This window comes from Luteibacter sp. W1I16 (assembly GCF_050434905.1).
Classification (GTDB): Bacteria; Pseudomonadota; Gammaproteobacteria; order Xanthomonadales; family Rhodanobacteraceae; genus Luteibacter.
In genome coordinates this window covers 2,011,826-2,028,850 of sequence record NZ_JBNDJJ010000001.1, presented here as the reverse complement: position 1 = coordinate 2,028,850, position 17,025 = coordinate 2,011,826, and the positions used below count along the sequence as shown (strand labels likewise).

At 65.5% G+C, this 17,025-nt stretch carries 17 protein-coding genes; 7 read left to right on the top strand and 10 right to left on the bottom strand.

Annotated features, from left to right (window positions below):
• From QFZ41_RS09085 to QFZ41_RS09055, 7 genes are all read right to left on the bottom strand, one after another.
• Window positions 1-1,614: an ABC-F family ATP-binding cassette domain-containing protein gene (locus QFZ41_RS09085; protein WP_429198460.1), complete on the bottom strand. Its 1,614-nt coding sequence runs from the start codon at window positions 1,612-1,614 to the stop codon at window positions 1-3.
• Window positions 1,615-1,744: 130 nt separating this feature from the next.
• Window positions 1,745-3,487, bottom strand: coding sequence for a response regulator (locus tag QFZ41_RS09080; RefSeq protein ID WP_429198459.1), 1,743 nt, complete (start codon window positions 3,485-3,487; stop codon window positions 1,745-1,747).
• 87 nt (window positions 3,488-3,574) lie between these two features.
• Window positions 3,575-4,447 carry a cobalamin-binding protein gene (locus QFZ41_RS09075; protein WP_429198458.1) on the bottom strand — a complete coding sequence of 291 codons (873 nt, stop codon included), beginning with the start codon at window positions 4,445-4,447 and terminating at the stop codon, window positions 3,575-3,577.
• On the bottom strand, window positions 4,444-5,232 hold the full coding sequence (locus QFZ41_RS09070; protein ID WP_429198457.1) for an ABC transporter ATP-binding protein: 789 nt from the start codon (window positions 5,230-5,232) through the stop codon (window positions 4,444-4,446). The genes QFZ41_RS09075 and QFZ41_RS09070 overlap by 4 nt, the downstream gene beginning before the upstream one ends.
• Complete coding sequence (locus tag QFZ41_RS09065; RefSeq protein ID WP_429198456.1) at window positions 5,229-6,254, bottom strand: FecCD family ABC transporter permease; 1,026 nt, start codon at window positions 6,252-6,254, stop codon at window positions 5,229-5,231. The genes QFZ41_RS09070 and QFZ41_RS09065 overlap by 4 nt, the downstream gene beginning before the upstream one ends.
• Window positions 6,247-7,305 (bottom strand): Fic family protein, encoded by a 1,059-nt coding sequence (locus QFZ41_RS09060; protein WP_429198455.1) that lies wholly within the window; start codon window positions 7,303-7,305, stop codon window positions 6,247-6,249. Before QFZ41_RS09060 ends, QFZ41_RS09065 begins: the two co-directional genes overlap by 8 nt.
• A gap of 83 nt (window positions 7,306-7,388) precedes the next feature.
• Complete coding sequence (locus QFZ41_RS09055; protein ID WP_429198454.1) at window positions 7,389-7,931, bottom strand: cysteine hydrolase family protein; 543 nt, start codon at window positions 7,929-7,931, stop codon at window positions 7,389-7,391.
• Between the two features lie 105 nt (window positions 7,932-8,036).
• Here QFZ41_RS09055 and mgrA point away from each other — a divergent pair, with 105 nt between their 5' ends.
• The 3 genes from mgrA to QFZ41_RS09040 all read left to right on the top strand — a co-directional run bounded on the left by mgrA (window position 8,037) and on the right by QFZ41_RS09040 (window position 11,112).
• On the top strand, window positions 8,037-9,068 hold the full coding sequence (gene mgrA, locus QFZ41_RS09050; RefSeq protein ID WP_429198453.1) for an L-glyceraldehyde 3-phosphate reductase: 1,032 nt from the start codon (window positions 8,037-8,039) through the stop codon (window positions 9,066-9,068).
• 533 nt (window positions 9,069-9,601) lie between these two features.
• Window positions 9,602-10,396, top strand: coding sequence for an SDR family oxidoreductase (locus tag QFZ41_RS09045; RefSeq protein ID WP_429198452.1), 795 nt, complete (start codon window positions 9,602-9,604; stop codon window positions 10,394-10,396).
• A complete protein-coding gene (locus QFZ41_RS09040; RefSeq protein ID WP_371023594.1) occupies window positions 10,393-11,112 on the top strand; it encodes a hypothetical protein in 720 nt (239 codons plus the stop codon). The genes QFZ41_RS09045 and QFZ41_RS09040 overlap by 4 nt, the downstream gene beginning before the upstream one ends.
• A gap of 7 nt (window positions 11,113-11,119) precedes the next feature.
• On the opposite strand, the gene QFZ41_RS09035 is transcribed toward QFZ41_RS09040, so the two are convergent.
• Together QFZ41_RS09035 and QFZ41_RS09030 are read right to left on the bottom strand one after the other, a co-directional pair.
• Complete coding sequence (locus QFZ41_RS09035; RefSeq protein ID WP_429198451.1) at window positions 11,120-11,359, bottom strand: ATP-binding protein; 240 nt, start codon at window positions 11,357-11,359, stop codon at window positions 11,120-11,122.
• Window positions 11,325-11,882 (bottom strand): sensor histidine kinase, encoded by a 558-nt coding sequence (locus QFZ41_RS09030; RefSeq protein ID WP_429198450.1) that lies wholly within the window; start codon window positions 11,880-11,882, stop codon window positions 11,325-11,327. Before QFZ41_RS09030 ends, QFZ41_RS09035 begins: the two co-directional genes overlap by 35 nt.
• Window positions 11,883-12,052: 170 nt before the next feature.
• Between QFZ41_RS09030 and QFZ41_RS09025 the strand changes: the two genes are divergently transcribed.
• A complete protein-coding gene (locus tag QFZ41_RS09025; protein ID WP_429198449.1) occupies window positions 12,053-13,009 on the top strand; it encodes a GlxA family transcriptional regulator in 957 nt (318 codons plus the stop codon).
• On the opposite strand, the gene QFZ41_RS09020 is transcribed toward QFZ41_RS09025, so the two are convergent.
• Complete coding sequence (locus QFZ41_RS09020; protein ID WP_429198448.1) at window positions 12,998-13,642, bottom strand: DUF2238 domain-containing protein; 645 nt, start codon at window positions 13,640-13,642, stop codon at window positions 12,998-13,000. The genes QFZ41_RS09025 and QFZ41_RS09020 overlap by 12 nt on opposite strands.
• Window positions 13,643-13,746: 104 nt before the next feature.
• Between QFZ41_RS09020 and QFZ41_RS09015 the strand changes: the two genes are divergently transcribed.
• The 3 genes from QFZ41_RS09015 to QFZ41_RS09005 are packed head-to-tail and all read left to right on the top strand — an operon-like array spanning window position 13,747 to window position 17,025.
• The gene (locus QFZ41_RS09015) at window positions 13,747-14,445 is read left to right on the top strand and encodes a DUF3348 domain-containing protein (RefSeq protein ID WP_429198447.1); all 699 of its coding nucleotides are present in this window, start codon (window positions 13,747-13,749) and stop codon (window positions 14,443-14,445) included.
• A gap of 10 nt (window positions 14,446-14,455) precedes the next feature.
• Window positions 14,456-16,378, top strand: a complete 1,923-nt coding sequence (locus QFZ41_RS09010; RefSeq protein ID WP_429198446.1) for a DUF802 domain-containing protein — start codon at window positions 14,456-14,458, stop codon at window positions 16,376-16,378.
• On the top strand, window positions 16,375-17,025 hold the full coding sequence (locus tag QFZ41_RS09005; protein WP_429198445.1) for an OmpA family protein: 651 nt from the start codon (window positions 16,375-16,377) through the stop codon (window positions 17,023-17,025). The genes QFZ41_RS09010 and QFZ41_RS09005 overlap by 4 nt, the downstream gene beginning before the upstream one ends.

The following is a 17,025-nucleotide window of genomic DNA, read 5'->3' as shown; positions in this document are numbered from 1 at the left end:
TCACCAAGGCGTCATCCGCCATCCCTCCGGCGTTGGCGAAAGGCGATCTGTGAGGCGTAGCCGATCGAGGAAAACCTCGTCGTGCGACACCACCACGAGCGCACCGTCGTACTGATCGAGCATCGTCTCCAACGCTTCCAGCGAGGCGAGGTCGAGGTGATTCCCGGGCTCGTCGAGCAAAAGCAGTTGCGGTGGCGGGTCGGCCACGAGGGTTAATGCCAGGGCGGCCTTGAGACGCTCGCCGCCGCTCAGTTCGCCGGCGGGCACCGCGATCTTGCCCGCGTCCAGCCCGAGCAACGCCAGTCGCAGGCGCAACGTATCCTCGCCCACTGCGGGGTTCGCCTCGCGCATGTGCTCGATCACCGCACGCCGGGGATCCAGCGTCGACAGCCGCTGGTCCAGCCAGGCGGACGCAACCGGAACATCGACGCGTCCGCTCCGATGCCCCATCCGCCCCGCCAGCACCTGTAGCAAGGTCGATTTGCCGCTTCCGTTCGGACCGACGACGCCGACACGCTGCCCGCCCGTCAGCACGAGGTCGATCATGCGAGCGCCACCTCGCACGAACGGCAGTTCCGCGCGTTCGAGCACGGCCACCCTGCGTCGCGACACGTGCGTCGCGTTCGGAGCGAGCACGGCGAGCGACACCGTGCCCTCCACCTGCCGGGCCGCCTCGGCGACCTTCTGGGAAAGAGCGTCCCGCGTGTCGTCCTGTCGCCGCTTGAGCTTGCCGGCCGAACCTTCACTACGGCTCTTCCGCCCGCCGAGCAGGATGGGGGCCTGGTTCGCGAGACTCGCGTCGCGCTGGCCCTGTGCCTGCCGGCGCGCCTGTCGCTCCTGTTGCTCGCGCAGTGCCTGCTCGCCGCGCTTGCGCTCGATCCGGCGCGCCTCCAGCACGCGTTCAGCCGCCTGCCGTTCCTCGCGCCGCACCTGTTCGTAGAAGGCGTAGTCGCCCCCATAGCTACGCAAACCTTGGGACGACAATTCGACGATGCGTTCCATCTGGCCGAGCAGCCGGCGGTCGTGGCTGATGACGAGGAGGCCGCCCTGCCATCCTTGCAACCACTGCATCAACGCCGTGCGGCTTTCGTTGTCGAGATGGTTGCTCGGCTCGTCCAGGATCAGGTAATCCGCGTCGCGCAGTCGTGAGCCCAGCAAGGCCACGCGCATGGCTTCGCCGCCGCTCAAGGCGTGGGCCGGGCCACGTGCGTCCACATGGGCGAGGCCTGCCGCATCGAGCGCATCACGAAGCTGTTCGCGCACGGTCCACCGATCGCCCACCGTATCGAAGTCGCGCTGGTCGGTGCTTCCGGCCTCGATTCTTTCCAGCGCCGCGATCGTGTCGTCGACACCGGCAAGCGAAGCGACCGATTCAGCGGGATCGTCGGTGACACGCTGCGCGAGGTAATGGATGGACGCGGCGCGTATGCAGCGCCCGCGCGTCGGCTCCTGCCGCCCCGCGAGGATGCGCGCAAGCACGCTCTTGCCCACGCCGTTGCCACCGACCAGCCCCGTGTGGCGGCCATCGAACGATTCGTGAAGATCGGAGAAAAGCGTCCTTCCATCGGGAAGGACGCAGGTGACGCCATCGAGCGTCAGCAGGGTCGTCGTCATGTGCCATCTCTTCATGCCATCCGCTTCCCACCGTGGGGAAGATCGAAACTCGCCCGCGAGGGGCAACGGCATTACTGGCGCATGGTGGCGATACCTGGCTGAAAGGATGGAGAGGGAAATCTTACCGCGGTTACGGTCCGGCTGCAGGAATGACGACGCGTGAGACGACCTCCGCCAACGACGCCTGTGAAAAAGGCTTGGCCAGGCGAGGAAGGTCCAGTTGGGGGCCGGTCGGCAGATCCGCGTAGCCGGTGGCCATCACGACGGGTAACGTGGGGTAGCGTTCCCTCAGTCGCACGGCAAGCTGCATGCCCGTCATGTGAGGCATCGCATGGTCGGTGATGACGAGATCCACGCACTGGGTGTCGAGCAAGCTGAGCGCTTCCGCCCCCGAGCTTGCGGGAACCACCGCATAGCCGAGGTCTTCGAGCATTTCCACCGTGGTCGCTCGAACGAGTTCGTCGTCGTCCACGGTCAGGATCGTCAAGGTGCGTGACGAAGCGCAGCGTCCGGTCGAGGGGCCGGGCGGCACGGTCGCCACAGGTGCGTCGGGGAGCGGCGCCGCGGCGGGCAACCAGATTTCGGCCGTGGTGCCTTCGTCGACGCGGCTGTGCAGGATCAGCGCGCCGCCGAGCTGCTCGGCGAGGCCGTGCACCATCGACAAGCCAAGCCCGGTACCCTTGCCGACGCCCTTGGTGGTGAAGAAGGGTTCGACCGCCCGCTTGAGTGTCGCTTCGTCCATGCCCGAGCCGGCATCGGACAACGCGAGGCGAACATAGTGACCCGGTGCGACAGGGCCCTCGCCGGCGCCTACCCACGTTTCGTCCGTGGCGATCACGATGGTGCCGGCGCCGTCCATGGCGTCGCGTGCGTTCACGGCCAGATTGAGCAACGCCGATTCGAGTTGGTTCGGGTCCGCCTCGACGGCCGGAAGGCCGGGCGCGAATTGGGTCTCCACCGCCACCGTGCCACCGAGCGTTCGCTGCATGAGTTCCTTCATGCCCTCGACGAGCGTGCGGAGGTCGACGCGTTCTTTCTTCAGCTCCTGGCGGCGCGCGAAAGCGAGCATGCGCCGGGTAAGCGTGCTTCCGCGTTCGGCGCCGGCCCGTGCATTGTCGAGCAGGCGCACGAGCAGGGGCTCCTGGGGCATGCGCTCGCGGAGCAGTTCGAGGCTGCCCTGCACGGCCATCAGCAGGTTGTTGAAGTCGTGTGCGATACCACCCGTGAGATTGCCCAGTGCCTCCATCTTCTGCACCTGGGCCAGCGCCTGTTCGGCTTTCGCGCGCGCCACCCGGCTGCGCTCCAGGTCGGCCGTGCGCTCCGCGACCTTCGCTTCCAGGTCCTCATGGAAACGGCGGAGACGTTCCTCGGCCAGGACGCGCTCGGTCGTCTCCGACACGATGGCGATCACGCCTGCCGGCTTGCCGCTTTCATCCAGCACGGGGGAATAATCCAGATTCATCCAGACCGGCTCGGGCTTGCCATGGCGCACCAGGGTCAGTTCCTGGTCCCTGTAGGCGAGCGTGCCGCCGGCCAGTCCCACGCGCATGACGTTGTCGTTGAAGTCGGCCACTTCCGCCCAGCCTTCGCGTACCTCCGAGCCGAGCAACGCCGGATGCCGGTTGCCCGCGAAAACCGAGTAGGCATCGTTGTAGATCATGATCCCCTTCTCGCCCCAGAGCAGCACGATCGGCACCGGTGACAGCAGGAGTAGCCCGGTCACCGTGCGCAGACTTTGCGGCCAGGTTTCCAGCGGGCCGATGCCCGCCCGCGTCCAGTCGAACGCGCGTATCAGCGCGCCGGCTTCGCCTCCCTGATCGAGCCAGGAGAGGTCGGCGGGGTCGCCCGGTGTGGCTGGAAAAACGAGGGTCATCGGCTCCGTTCCGGTGGGGGACGTGTCGATGTGGAGTTTAGCGAAGGGGAATGTGACGGCCGCCGCAAGATGGCTGAATGGGTGGGGTCAACGCGTCGCCCTCGCGCGAGCCTCGTCCAGGGCATGGCAGAGAGTCGCGACCCCGGCCAGGATGGAGGGGGACGGAAGGGCGAGCGTCGGCGCGTCGATCGCGAAAACGTTGTCGTGTTTCACGGCGCTGAGGAAGGCGGAGGCCTTCCAGCCGTTCAACGATTCTCCCTCCCCGCCGCCGCTCAGGATCACGTCGGGATCGCGCGCAAGCACGGCCTCACGGCCCACCGAGGGCGCCGGCTGATCGAGGTCGGCGAAGATGTTGTCGCCACCGCAAAGAACGAGGGCGTCGTCGATGATCTGCGCACGTCCGACGGTCATCAGCGGGCGGTCCCATATCTGGAAGAACACCTTCAGGCGCTTCTTGCCCGCGTTCGCGGTTTGCAGCCGCCGGAGTTCGGCCTCGAAGGCGGCGGCGTTGCGCTCGGCCGCCTCTTCCGTCCCGGCGAGCTTGCCGAGCCGGCGCGTGGTGGACGCCACCTGGGCGAGCCTTGCCGTTTCCGAATAGAAGACCGGAATGCCCAGGCGCGTGAGCTTATCCACCTGCGCCGCCGAATTGCCGCTTTTCCACACGACGACGACATCGGGCTTCAGGCCGACGATGCGCTCGAGATCGATCATGGTGGCGTCGCCGACCACCGCCACTTTTTTCGCTTCCGCCGGATAGTCGCTGAATCGCGACGTGCCGACGACATAGGCCCCCGCGCCGGCCGCGAAGAGGGCGTCCGTGATGTTCGGGGCGAGGCTGACGATGCGGTGGGCGGGACCGGGCAATGTCACGCTGCGGCCAGCGTCGTCGACCACGGTGACCGATGCCGTCGCGCTGGCGGTGACGAGGATCAAGCCGAAGAAAGTGAGTAGTCGCGTCATGGTGACGATCCGTTGAGGCGTTCGGCGCGGAAGAAGAGGTCGTCGCCGAGCGTGACGCCATGAATGGGATGGTGGAAAGCGGCGCTCAGATGCTCGCTGGTGACGACATCGTCCTTGAGCCCGGCCAGCGCACCGCCCTTGCCGTCCAGCAGGACCGCATGCGTCGCATGCTGGAAGGCGAGATTGATGTCGTGGACGGTGTAGATCACGGACTTGCCATGGTCCGCGGCGGCACGCATCAACTCGTGCAGGGTTTTCATCTGATGGTGCAGGTCGAGCGACGACAAGGGCTCGTCGAGCAGCATGATGTCCACGTCCTGGGTGAACAGCGTGGCGATGTTCACCCGCTGGCGTTCACCGCCGGACAGCGTGGTGATATCTCGCTCCGCCAGCGTTTCCAGCTCGAAGGTGCGCAGGGCACGTTCCGCATGGCCGGCGTCGTCGTCGCCCCAGGCCCAGAAGGGAAGGCTGGGGTGGCGGGCGGACATCACCGCTTCGATGACCGTGAGGCTGAAAGCGTCCACGATCGTCTGGGGAAGGAAGCCCCTGCGGCGTGCGATGTCGATCGGGCGGTACGAGGCCACTTCGCGGCCGCCGAGCATCACCCGGCCGCCGTCGGGCGCGCGCAGGCCCGCCAGGGTGCGCAGCAGGGTCGACTTGCCTGCTCCGTTCGGACCGAGCACGCACCACACCTGCCCGGGGGTGACACGCATGTCCAGCCTGCCGACGAGTGATCGGCCGCGGATCGACACGGACAGCGATTCGGCGACCAGTTCGATGCTCATCGACGCCGCACCAGCAGGAACATGAAGGTCGGCACCCCGATGATCGCCATGACCGCGCCGACAGGAAGCTGGATGGGATCGGCGACGATGCGCGAGATCGTATCGGCCACCACCACGACGACGCCGCCGCAGATCGCGCAGGCCGGCAGCAGCACGCGCTGGTCGTTGCCGACGATGCGGCGCAGCGCATGCGGCACCACGAGCCCGACGAAACCGACCGTCCCCGCCGTGGTCACGGCCACGGCCGTGGCCAGCGACGCGATCGCGAAGATGGCGGACTTCACCACGTTCGGCCGCACTCCGAGCGCGCTGGCCGATTCTTCGCCGCGCATCAGCAAGTTGAGCTGCCGTCCCAGGGGCGCGATCAGGAGCACGCAGGCGAACAGCGTGACCACGGGCAGCAGCCAGTTCGCCACGCCGCTGAGGTCGCCCATCATCCAGAACAGCATGCCACGCAGGTTCTTGTCCGGCGCGAGCACCAGCATCATGCTGACGATCGCTCCCAGGCCCGAGGCCAGCATCACGCCGATCAGGATGAGGTCGGTGGAATCTTCCCGTTGCGCGGCGCGCGCGCGGGCGAGCAGGTCGCGATGGGCGAGCACGAACACCGCCACGCATGCCAGGAGGGCTCCCGAGGCCGCGCCCAGGGCGGTCGCGAGCGCACCGGCGCCAGCCAGCATGGCGCCGAGCGCGCCCACGGCGGCGCCGCCGGAAAGGCCGAGCGTGTAGGGGTCCGCCAGGGGATTGCGCACGAGGATCTGCATGAGGCAACCCGCGATGGCCAACAGCCCGCCCACGCCGTAGGCGGCCACCGCGCGCGGAATGCGTAGCTCCCAGACGATGGCATGCATCGGCGTGTCCGCAGGCGACACCAGCGCCTGCCATGACGCGGCGATGGTGGATTCGCCGCCGCCGATGAGCACCGAGCCCAGCAGCACCGCTAGCCCACAGGCCAGCAATGCCAGCCACAGCCGGAGCGCGGAGAGGAAGCTCGTCATGCGGGGTGCGGTGGACTCACGCATCGGGTCGCCCCGTGTCCGCGCTGCCCGTGCCGGGCCATGCGATGCGGTACCGCGTGCTACGGCCGCCCCCGGGCAGGCGCGCGATCATTCCCTTCTCGAGCAAGTCGCCCAGGTGACGCGTCGCGGTGGCCTTGGAGACTTTCGCGACGGCCTGGTATTGCGACGCGCTGATACCTTGCGGGAATCCACGGTCCCCTCCATCGAGCAGGCGATTGAGCACGTTCACCTGTTCTGTCGAAAGCTCCTGCGTACGGTGTTCCCGCCAGAAGCGACTCTTGTCCATCACGCGGTCGATGTGCGCCAGCGCCTGTTCGAGGCTTCGCAGCAAGGTTTGCAGGAACCACTCGAGCCACGCCGTGATGTCCAGCCCATCGCGCTGGCTCGCTTCGAGTATGTCGTAGTAGCCCCCGCGATCGCCCAGGATGCTGGGAGACATCGTGTAGAAGCGGATGGCCTGCTGTTCCGCCTGGGCAAGCGCGAGGTCCGTGAGCGCACGGGCCATTCGGCCGTTGCCGTCGTCGAAGGGGTGCAGCGTGATGAACCAGAAGTGGGCGATGCCGGCGCGAAGCAGGGGATCGAGCGCAGGGTTCTCGCGACTGGCCGAAAACCAATCGAGGAAGGCATCGAGCTGACGTTCCAGTAGGACGTTTTCATCCGTGGGAGAAAGAAACGTGTGCCAGTGCAGCAGGCGCGGGAGATCGAGGCGCGCGCGGCAGTTCCTCGTGGCATCCAGCATGAGTTCGGCCAGACCCTCGCTGCGCGCACTCCGCCGGCTGGGAGCCTCGTCATTCAGGCCGAGGCGGCGCGCCAGCGACGAACGGACCGAGCCGACGTCGAGAACCTCTCCCTCGATGGCCGATGAGGCCACGACGTTCTGCAGCAAGGCATCGAGTTCGCTTCGCGCTCCCAGGTCGGCATCCACGGCGCCGGCGGTGCCGATCAGCCGGCCCTGGGCGAGTTGGCAGGCGCGCAGGAGTGGCGCGATCGCCTCGTCACGCCAGCGGAACGCCGGCCAGTCGGAGTGCTGCCAGATCCAGGTGAGGTCGTTCATGCCGCCGTCGTGAGCCGATGAGGCGAGCCATTCGGCTCATTTCGTGAGCCGAATATACTCTCTATTCGGCTCACCACCAACGGTCAGACCGCCAGGAAGCGAATCTCCGCCGCGGCTTTCACCCTCGCGCGCGGGCCGAAGCTCGCGATATTGCTAAGCGTACGGTTGTGATGGGCGATGATCTGGGCCGCGGTAAGCACGCCGTTGTCGAGGGTCGAGTGCGCATCCCCCGCGAGGGTGACGGGAAAGCCCAGGGCCAGGGCCCGCCGGACCGTCGTGTCGACGCAAAAATCCGTCTGCAGTCCGCAGACGACGAGGTCTTTCACTTCCAGTCGCTCCAGTACCTCGTTCAGCTCCGTCTTGTGGAACGCGTCGGGGGTGGCCTTGCGCACACGGATATCGCCATCGGCCGCCGCAAGGCCCTGAGCGAGCTGCCATCCGTCGCCGCCGAGGACCAGGGAGCCTTCTTCCTCTTCGTGCTGGATGAAGATCACGTGGGCACCGCCGATCTTCGCGTTGGCGATCAGCACGTTGACGCGTTTGAGCACGTCCTTGATGTCGAACGCTTCTTCCTCGCCGGAGCAGAGTGCTTGCTGCATGTCGATGACGAGCAGGGCCGTGGTCATGTGTGCGCTTCATCCGTCTTTCGAAGATGCCGCACAGTCTGCACCTATATCCGCTTCAGCGGAACGACGCGTAATATTCAGGACTTCATTTGATGGAGCATCGTCGTGTCCTACCAAGCCGCATCGAACCGCTACGACCACCTCATGCCCTACCGCCGCTGCGGGCGGAGTGGCATCGACCTTCCGGCCATTTCGCTGGGCTTGTGGCAGAACTTCGGCGGCGCCGACGTCTTCGAAACCGGCCGCGCCATCCTGCGCCGCGCCTTCGACCGCGGCGTGACCCATTTCGACCTCGCTAATAATTACGGGCCGCCCTATGGGTCGGCGGAGGAGAACTTCGGCCGGGTGATGGCGAGCGACTTCGCTCCTTACCGTGACGAACTGATCATCTCGACCAAGGCCGGCTGGGACATGTGGCCCGGCCCCTACGGTGGCATCGGCGGCAGCCGGAAGTACCTGATCGCGAGTCTCGACCAGTCGCTCAAGCGCATGGGCCTGGACTACGTCGACATCTTCTATTCGCATCGCGTCGATCCCAGCACGCCACTGGAAGAAACGATGGGGGCGCTGGCGCACCTGCACCGCCAGGGCAAGGCCTTGTACGTGGGCATCTCCAGCTACTCGCCCGAACTCACGCGCAAGGCGGCCGCCATCCTGGCCGAGGAGCGCGTGCCGCTGTTCATCCACCAGCCCAATTACTCGATGTTCAACCGCTGGATCGAAGGCGGCCTGCTCGACACGCTGGACGAACTGGGCACGGGCTGTATCGCCTTTTCGCCGCTGGCCCAGGGCCTGCTGACGTCGAAATATCTGAAGGGCATTCCCGCCGACGCACGCGCCACCCGCGATGGATCGCTCGGCAAGGACCAGCTCAGCGAGGCGAACCTCGAGCGCATCCGCGCGCTCAACGCCATCGCCGAGCGCCGGGGCCAGACCCTCGCCCAAATGGCGATCGCCTGGTCGTTGCGCGACCCGCGCGTGACGTCCTCGCTGATCGGCGCTCGCACGGTGGAGCAACTCGACAATTCCCTCGACGCCGTGAAGGGCCTCGACTTCACGGCCGGTGAATTGGCCGAGATCGACGTCTACGCGACGGACGGCGGAACGGATCTCTGGCGCGAATCGGCGAAGCTCTGAGGCGCTCCGGAATCGCGGCACCGGCATTCCATGGCGCACGGATTGGCGTAATCTTCCCTACACCGCACGCCGTGCGACCGCGATCTCAACCAAGGAGACGATATGAGCAAGGGTATGGATTCAAAGAAGAGCGACAAGAAGAAACCGGCCAAGACGATGAAGGAAAAGAAAGCCGCCAAGGACGAGAAGAAAAAGAACCTCCGGTAGCTACCCGGGCCGTCATGGCCCGGGTTGGTCGTCTCGTGCCCGAGAGGGCTTCTGGTGGGAGCCGACCTTGTCGGCGATCCCGCGGCAGCGGGCCAGATTATGGCGAGCACCCTTCCCCGGCAGAGCCGGCTCCCACAGGGAGCAGGGGCTCTACGGCAAGCACCCATCGCCGACAAGGTCGGCTCCCACCAGGCGCTCTTTCGAGTGCCACCTTGTCCGAAAGTGCTGTTTATTCGTCATGTGATTGCTGGGCCCTCGTCCATACACCGTAGATAGGTTGCAGCCGCTTCGGCGCGCCCACCTTTCACCTTGTATCGGAGCACAGCATGAAACTGACGGGTAACACGATTTTCATCACCGGCGCGACATCCGGCATCGGCCGGGGCCTCGCCGAAGCATTCCACAGGCTCGGCAACCAGGTCATCATCAGCGGGCGGCGCAAGGAGCTCCTCGAGGAAGTGACGGCGGCCAATCCCGGCATGCAGGCGATCGAACTCGACATCGCCGACCCAGCCAGCATCAAGTCCGTCGCCGACTGGCTCAAGAACGCACACCCGAGCCTCAATGTGCTCATCAACAACGCCGGCCTTATGCCGTTCGACGACCCGTCCGGCGTGATGGACGACGAGCAGATGCAGAAGATCATCGTCACGAACTTCTTCGGCCCCATCCGCATGACTTCAGCGCTCATCGACGTGCTGAAGGCCCAGCCGTCGTCGACGGTCATCCACAACACGTCGGTCGTGTCGTTCATGCCCCTGGCCACCAACTCCGTGTATTCGGCCGGCAAGGCCGCGCTGCATTCGTTCACCCAGACCCAGCGCTTCGCTCTCCGCAAGACGTCGGTCGAGGTCATCGAGATCGCCCCGCCCTGGGTCAACACCGACCTCATCTACAAGAGCGGTGACCCCCGTGCCATGCCGCTGGATGACTATGTCAACGACACGATGCGCCAGCTCGGCACCGACGAGCAGGAAATCATCGTCGACGCCATCCGTGACCTGCGCGACAACCCCGGTACCGGGGAGTACAAGCTCATCGCCGAGTTCAACGAGTACCTCGCCGAGCATCCCATTCCCGTGGAATCCCAACCCTCGCTTACCGAGGGAGTCGTCGCATGAGCACGTTCGTCGACGACATCCTCGACGCCCACGGCGGCCTCGACCGCTGGCGTCGATTTACCACGGTCCACGCGAAGCTGCTTCAAGGCGGTGCGCTATGGGGTCTCAAGGGCAAGGCGGGCGTTCTCGATGACACGGCTGTTACGGTATCGACGGATCGCCAGTGGGCATCCCATGCGCCATTCGGCACGAGAGCGGCCCGTTCGGACTTTACGAGCCAACGTATCGCGCTGCTGGATGCCTCGGGGACGGTCATGGAGGCGATGGACCGTCCGCGCGCCTCATTCGAAGGGCACTCCCTGGAGTCACCCTGGAACGACATCCAGCTCGCCTTCTTCGCGGGCTGCGCGATGTGGACGTATCTCAATACGCCATTCCTTCTGGCATGGGAGGGCGTGCACGCCGAGGACGGCGGCACCTGGGAGGAGAACGGCGAGACATGGCAGAAGGTGAATGTGCGCTACCCGGACTCGCTCGAAGTCTTCAGCAAGGCGCAGGCGATCTACGTGGGGCCGGACAAACTGGTGCGACGTCTCGACTACGACGTGGAGATCGCGGGAAACACGCCCGGCGCGCACTACGTCGACGGCTACATCGATGTATCGGGCATCCGTATCCCGACCCGACGACGCATCTACCCGCGCCTCGCCGATGGGACGTCATCGGGCGAACCGCTGGTCGTTTCCATCGAACTCAGCGACATCGTCCTGCGCTGATCCTCGTTCAAGTCATCCGAGAAGCACGGGGGAGGGAGACCAGGAAACGTGTGGACCAGCCCATTGGCGCGTGATCGAGTCGGATTTCGCCACCATGTGCATCAAGGATCGACCGGCAGATCGCCAGGCCGAGCCCCATCCCGTGATCCTTGGTCGTAAAAAAGCTATCGAACAGGCGGCCGAGGTTCTCGGCCGCGATGCCCGGGCCCGTGTCATCGACATAGACGCCGCACGTGCAACTCGTCATCTTCCATCGAGACACGTAAACGACGAAGCCTTGCCGACATCTGGTGCATCGCTTGCGATGCATTCAGCGCCAGGTTCACGATCACCTGCTGAATCTGGATGTGATCCGCCTGCACGGTGGGAAGACCCGGCAAGGTTGTCGCCTCGACCTCGACCTGGTTTCTGTCGAGCTCCCCGTGCACGAATGAAAGTGCGTCGTTTACGACCTCGTTCAGGTCAACCTCGCAGAAGGTCGTCTGTTCACGGCAGGCCATCTTCCGGACGCGTGAAAGAACACTTGCTGCACGCTGCGCCTGGGCGGCTACACGCTCCGCGATGGCACGCAACTCGTCGTGATCCGGGTCGGGATGCGAGAGCCATCGCAGGGCGGAATGCGAATCCAGCGCAATGGCGGAAAGCGGCTGGCTCACCTCATGCGCGATGGAGGCTACGAGTTCGCCTAGAGTGGCGATACGTCCCGCATGCGCGAGGTCGGCTTGCGTCTGGGCAAGGACCGCCAGCGGGACGGTACGAGGCTTCTGCATGGGGTGTTCTTGTACATTTTCGTCTGTCCTCCGAGACTAGCCCTCAAGGGCCGGTTCAGAAGGACGAAATAGCCACCAATCCGGACATCCGGCTGGATGTCGGATAAAAGCCGCCCCATCTGGCTGGCTGGCTGGTTTGACGTGAGTCTTTTGCTACGGAGGAGCCGAGCGTGCGGCACGTAGGCTTGATTGTTTATCCCGACTTCCAGGTCCTTTGCTTCGCTGCCCTTTCCGTATTCGAGGTGGCCAACAAGGAGGCCGGAAAGCGTCTGTATGACCTGCAGGTCCTCGGCAGCGGAGGCGCGTCGGTGCGTGGCTCCTTTGGGCAAGAAGTGACCTGCATGCCTTTGGTGGACGACGGTTTCGATACGCTGCTTTTGGGTGTCGGGATGGACATACCTCCGCATGACCGCCGTGTCTCGGAATTTCTGACGGAGACGAGCGTTCGCACCCGTCGCATCGCGTCCATTTGCCTGGGCAGTTTCGTACTCGGCGACGCAGGGCTGCTGGATGGCCGCAAGGCGACCACCCACTGGAACTATGGAGACCAGATGCGGAAGCGCTATCCCCGATGCGAGGTGGACCTCGATCGGATCTTCGTTCGCAGTGGTCGTATCTGGTCTTCAGCCGGAATGGCCGCGGGCGTCGACCTCGCCCTGGGGCTCGTCGAGGAGGACCACGGTCGCGAACTGGCCGCCATGATCGCGAAAGGCATGGTGTTGCCCCACCGCCGGGCAGGCGGGCAATCCCAGCATTCGGCGCTGCTGGAGCTGGATGCTCAGAGCGACCGCATCCAGGCCACCCTCGCCTATGCCCGACGCAACCTGAGGAACCCACTGACGATCGCCGAGCTCGCGGGAGTCGCGTGCATGAGTCCTCGACATTTCTCCCGCGCGTTCCGGGCGGAGACGGGGCGCTCGCCGGCTCAGGCCATAGCGCAGTTGCGCCTTGAACAGGCACGGATACTCGTCGAACAGGGGAGCCAGACACTTGAAAGCATTGCCCGGGAGACCGGGTTCGGCGACAGCGAGCGGATGCGCCGCGCTTTCCTTCGCTGGATCGGGGCCATTCCTGCCGATCTTCGGCGCCACGCGCGGACCAGCCGTAGGATCGACTTAGGCGCCTGACCGTTGGCTCGGGTGCGATACGTACTTGCCGCTGACGCCGAGAAACACCATGGTTACGATGCTACCCAGCGAAGCCAGCAGCATGTCCTGCTGCGCATCCCACACATCGCCTTGCGTGCCCAGGTATTCCTGCCCGATGCCATCGCCGAACGCGGTGGCCGCGGCCCATTCGATCAGTTCGTAGATCAAGGCGTGGGACATGATGAAGGTGACCGGAAGAATCCACCGCCAGATGCCCTGCGGCGGCGCACGCCGTGCGAACAGTTCCACGGCGGCGGGCGTAATCAACAGCCCGTAGGAAAAATGGACGAGCCGGTCGAAGTGGTTGCGGGTCAGGCCGAGCAGGCCGTTCAAGGTGACGCCGAAGACGCTGGCGAACCACTCGTCGTAGGGAACATTCGAATACGTGTAGTGCGCCCCGATCTCGTGGAGGATCAGGAACACGAAAAGCGATACACAGGCGGCGTTCGAGAAATGCAGCCGGCGGTAGCCCACGACCAGCAGCGGCAGGGCCACCACGACGACGGCATTCTCGAGCAGCCAATTCGTCCAGATGGCCGGCCTGAAAGCCGAAATCGCGATAACGAGGATCGAGCCCGCCAGCAGGGCGGATGGGACGCGGCCGCGGTTCATGGCGTGCAAATCAGCTTCCCCATCCGAGGTATCCATGACGTCGTGGCGTGGGATCTACGATATCCGAGGCAAGAGGCGAAATAAAAGAGTAAAATCAGCCTCTTTTGACCAGCAGAACCGTGCAATCTTCCCATCGGACGGTGGTCCGGGGGCCGACGTTCATCCGCCTGCTTGCCCGGGTCACGGATGTCGAGACTCCGCCATCCAGCCAATCGCTGTCGGACCGCTTGAGCCAATGGCTCGAGTGGACCCACGCCATCGCGCTCTCCACGGCCCTCGACGGCACGCCGTCGGTGCCGGCCGAGGATGTGCCGGCTTTTGGCAGTGCGCAGGAGGAGGAATGCGCCCGCGCCAGGGCGTCCCTGGTGAATGCCATCGCGGGAGCGCGCGAACTGGCTCCCTCCGGCGATCGCGGGGCCGGGCGGGGCGTCGGAGTGGACGAGACGGCCGATTACGCGCCGTTCCGCCAGCGCTACCTCGCCCTGCAACGGTCGATGCAGGCCACGACAGGCCAGCTGCGTGGCCGCCTGCGGGACATGCTCGCGGCGACATCGCCCGCGCTTGCCCGGCTGGCGGAGGTCGATGCGGTGATGGAACTCGCGTTGAGCCCGCGCGAGCACAAATTGCTCGGTGCCGTGCCCGCCGTGCTCGGGGGGCACTTCGATCGCCTCCGCCAGCGGGAGCAGGGGGCGGGCGCATGGATGGACGTATTCCGAAAGGACATGAAGAGCGTCTTGCTCGCCGAACTGGATGTTCGTTTTCAACCGGTCGACGGCCTGCTCGCAGCGCTGCGCGGCAGCTAATTGGGTAGTCATGTTCAGAAATCTTCTCTATTTCGCCGTGTTCCTCGTCGGCCTCGCCGCCATCGGCTGGGTCGGCATCGGCTACATCGGTTCGAACCCGCTGGGGGCGGCGGTCGCCGGCCTGATCGGCGCCTGCTACCTGGTCGGTGCGCTGGAACTCCATCGCTATCGCCAGGCCACGCAATCCCTGCGATTCGCGGTGGATGGCCTTTCCGCACCCCCGTCTAGCCTGGCGGCATGGCTCGAACCGCTGCATGCGAGCCTGCGAAACCCGGTGCGCTTGCGCATCGAGGGCGCGCGTGCCGCGATGCCCGCGCCGGCACTGACCCCTTACCTGGTCGGCCTGCTCGTCTTGCTCGGCATGCTGGGCACGCTGCTGGGCATGATGGCGACGCTCCGTGGCACGGGCATCGCGCTGGAAAGCGCGACCGACCTGCAGGCGATCCGCGGTTCACTGGCGGCACCGGTGAAGGGGCTCGGCTTCGCCTTCGGCACGTCGATCGCGGGTGTGGCCAGCTCGGCGATGCTGGGGCTGCTCTCCGCGCTGTGCAGGCGCGAGCGGCTCGAGACGGCGCAGTTGCTGGATGTGAAGATCGCGACGACCCTTCGCGTCCATTCCCAGGCGCACCAGCGTGAAGAAGCCTTCCGGCTCCTGCAGCAACAGGCCGAGTCGATGCCCGCCCTGGTCGATCGCCTGCAAGCGATGATGGCCGCCCTGGAACGAAACGGGCTCGAGGCAGGGGAACGCCAGCTCGCGAACCAGGAAGCGTTCCATGCCTCGACCCATGCGATGTATTCGCGTCTCGCCTCGTCCGTCGAGGCGTCGCTGAAAGACAGTGTCGCCGAAAGCGCGCGCGCCGCGAGCGCGGCGCTTCAGCCAGTCATCGACGCGACCATGGCCGGTCTCGCGCGCGAAGCGGCGTCGTTGCACGACACCGTGACGGACGCCGTGCAGCGGCATCTCAATGGCTTGACAGCGGGCTTTCAGGCATCCACCGCGGCTACTAATGGCCTCTGGAACGAGGCACTGGCGGAGCAGCGCCGGACGAACGAGGCACTGTCAAAGGATCTGCGCGGCTCGCTGCAAGAATTCACGCAGACATTCGAAGAGCGTTCGACGGGTGTGGTGGAAACGGTCTCCGCGCGTTTCGAAGCCATGTCCATCGACACGGCGGCCGTCTTCGAGCGGCACGCCTCGTCGCTGGTCGACGCGGTGCGCCAGTCGCAAACGAATCTGCAGAATGCACTGGCATCGCGCGACGAAGAACGGCTCACGCTGTGGGCCGACACGCTGGCCCGTACCGCCGGCGAGATGACCGCACAGATCAAGACCGACGCCGCTGCCACCATCGCCGAGATATCCCGCCTCGTCGAGGCCGCTTCCGAGGCGCCGAAGGTCGCCGCTGACGTGGTAGCCGAACTGCGGCAGAAACTCTCCGACAGCATGGTCCGCGACACGGCGATGCTCGAGGAGCGGAGCCGTTTGCTGGCGACGCTGGAAACCCTGCTCGATGCCGTCAACCACGCATCGACCGAACAACGTTCCGCCGTGGATGCGCTGGTGGCGACTTCGGCCGACTTGCTGGAGCGTGTGGGTTCGCGATTCACCGGCCAGATCGAATCCGGCACCGGCACGCTTGCCGCTGTCGCCGCGCAGGTCACCGGCAGCGCCGTCGAAGTGGCGAGCCTGGGCGAGGCATTCGCTTCGGGCGTGCAGCTGTTCGGCCAGTCGAACGAGGCCTTGATGGAACGCCTCGAGCAGGTCGCTACCGCGTTGGATAATTCGCTCGTGCGCAGCGACGAGCAGCTGGCTTATTACGTGGCGCAGGCAAGGGAAGTCGTCGATCTTAGCGTGCTGTCGCAAAAGCAGATCCTGGACGACATGCAGCGCCTCGCCGCGCAGCGCATGCCTGCCATGGATGAAACGGCATGAACGACGACGTCGAATTCGAATCGGAATCCGCAGCGCCCATATGGGCCGCGTTCGGCGACCTGATGTCGGTGTTGCTGGGGGCTTTCGTGCTGATCCTGGTGGGCGTGATCGGCATGCAGTTGCAGCTGTCGAATCGATTGGACGAAGAGGTCAAGCAACGGCAGGCTGAAGCACAGCGCCGCATGACACTCGAACAAGCCTTGGCCGCGCCCCTCGCCGCAGGCCGCGTCACGCTGGTGGACGGCCGCATCGGCATTCGCGGCAGCGTGCTCTTCGCCCTGAATTCCGATCAGCTCCAGCCGGAGGGGCGCGAACTGTTGAAGAGCCTGGCGGCTCCGCTTACCCAGTACCTGGCATCGAGAAACGAGGTGTTGATGGTCAGCGGCTTCACCGACGACCAGCCGGTGCGCGACAGCAATCGACACTTCGCGGACAACTGGGAGCTGTCGGCGCAACGCGCCCTCACGGTGACGCGCGCGCTGATCACCGAGGGGGTTCCCGCACCGTCCGTGTTCGCCGCCGCGTTCGGTTCCGAACAGCCTGTCAGCCCGAACGCCACCGACGAAGGCCGTGCGAAAAACCGGCGTGTAGAGATCGCACCGATTCCGAAACCGTCGACGGCCACCGTGGCGTCCCATGGACCGTAG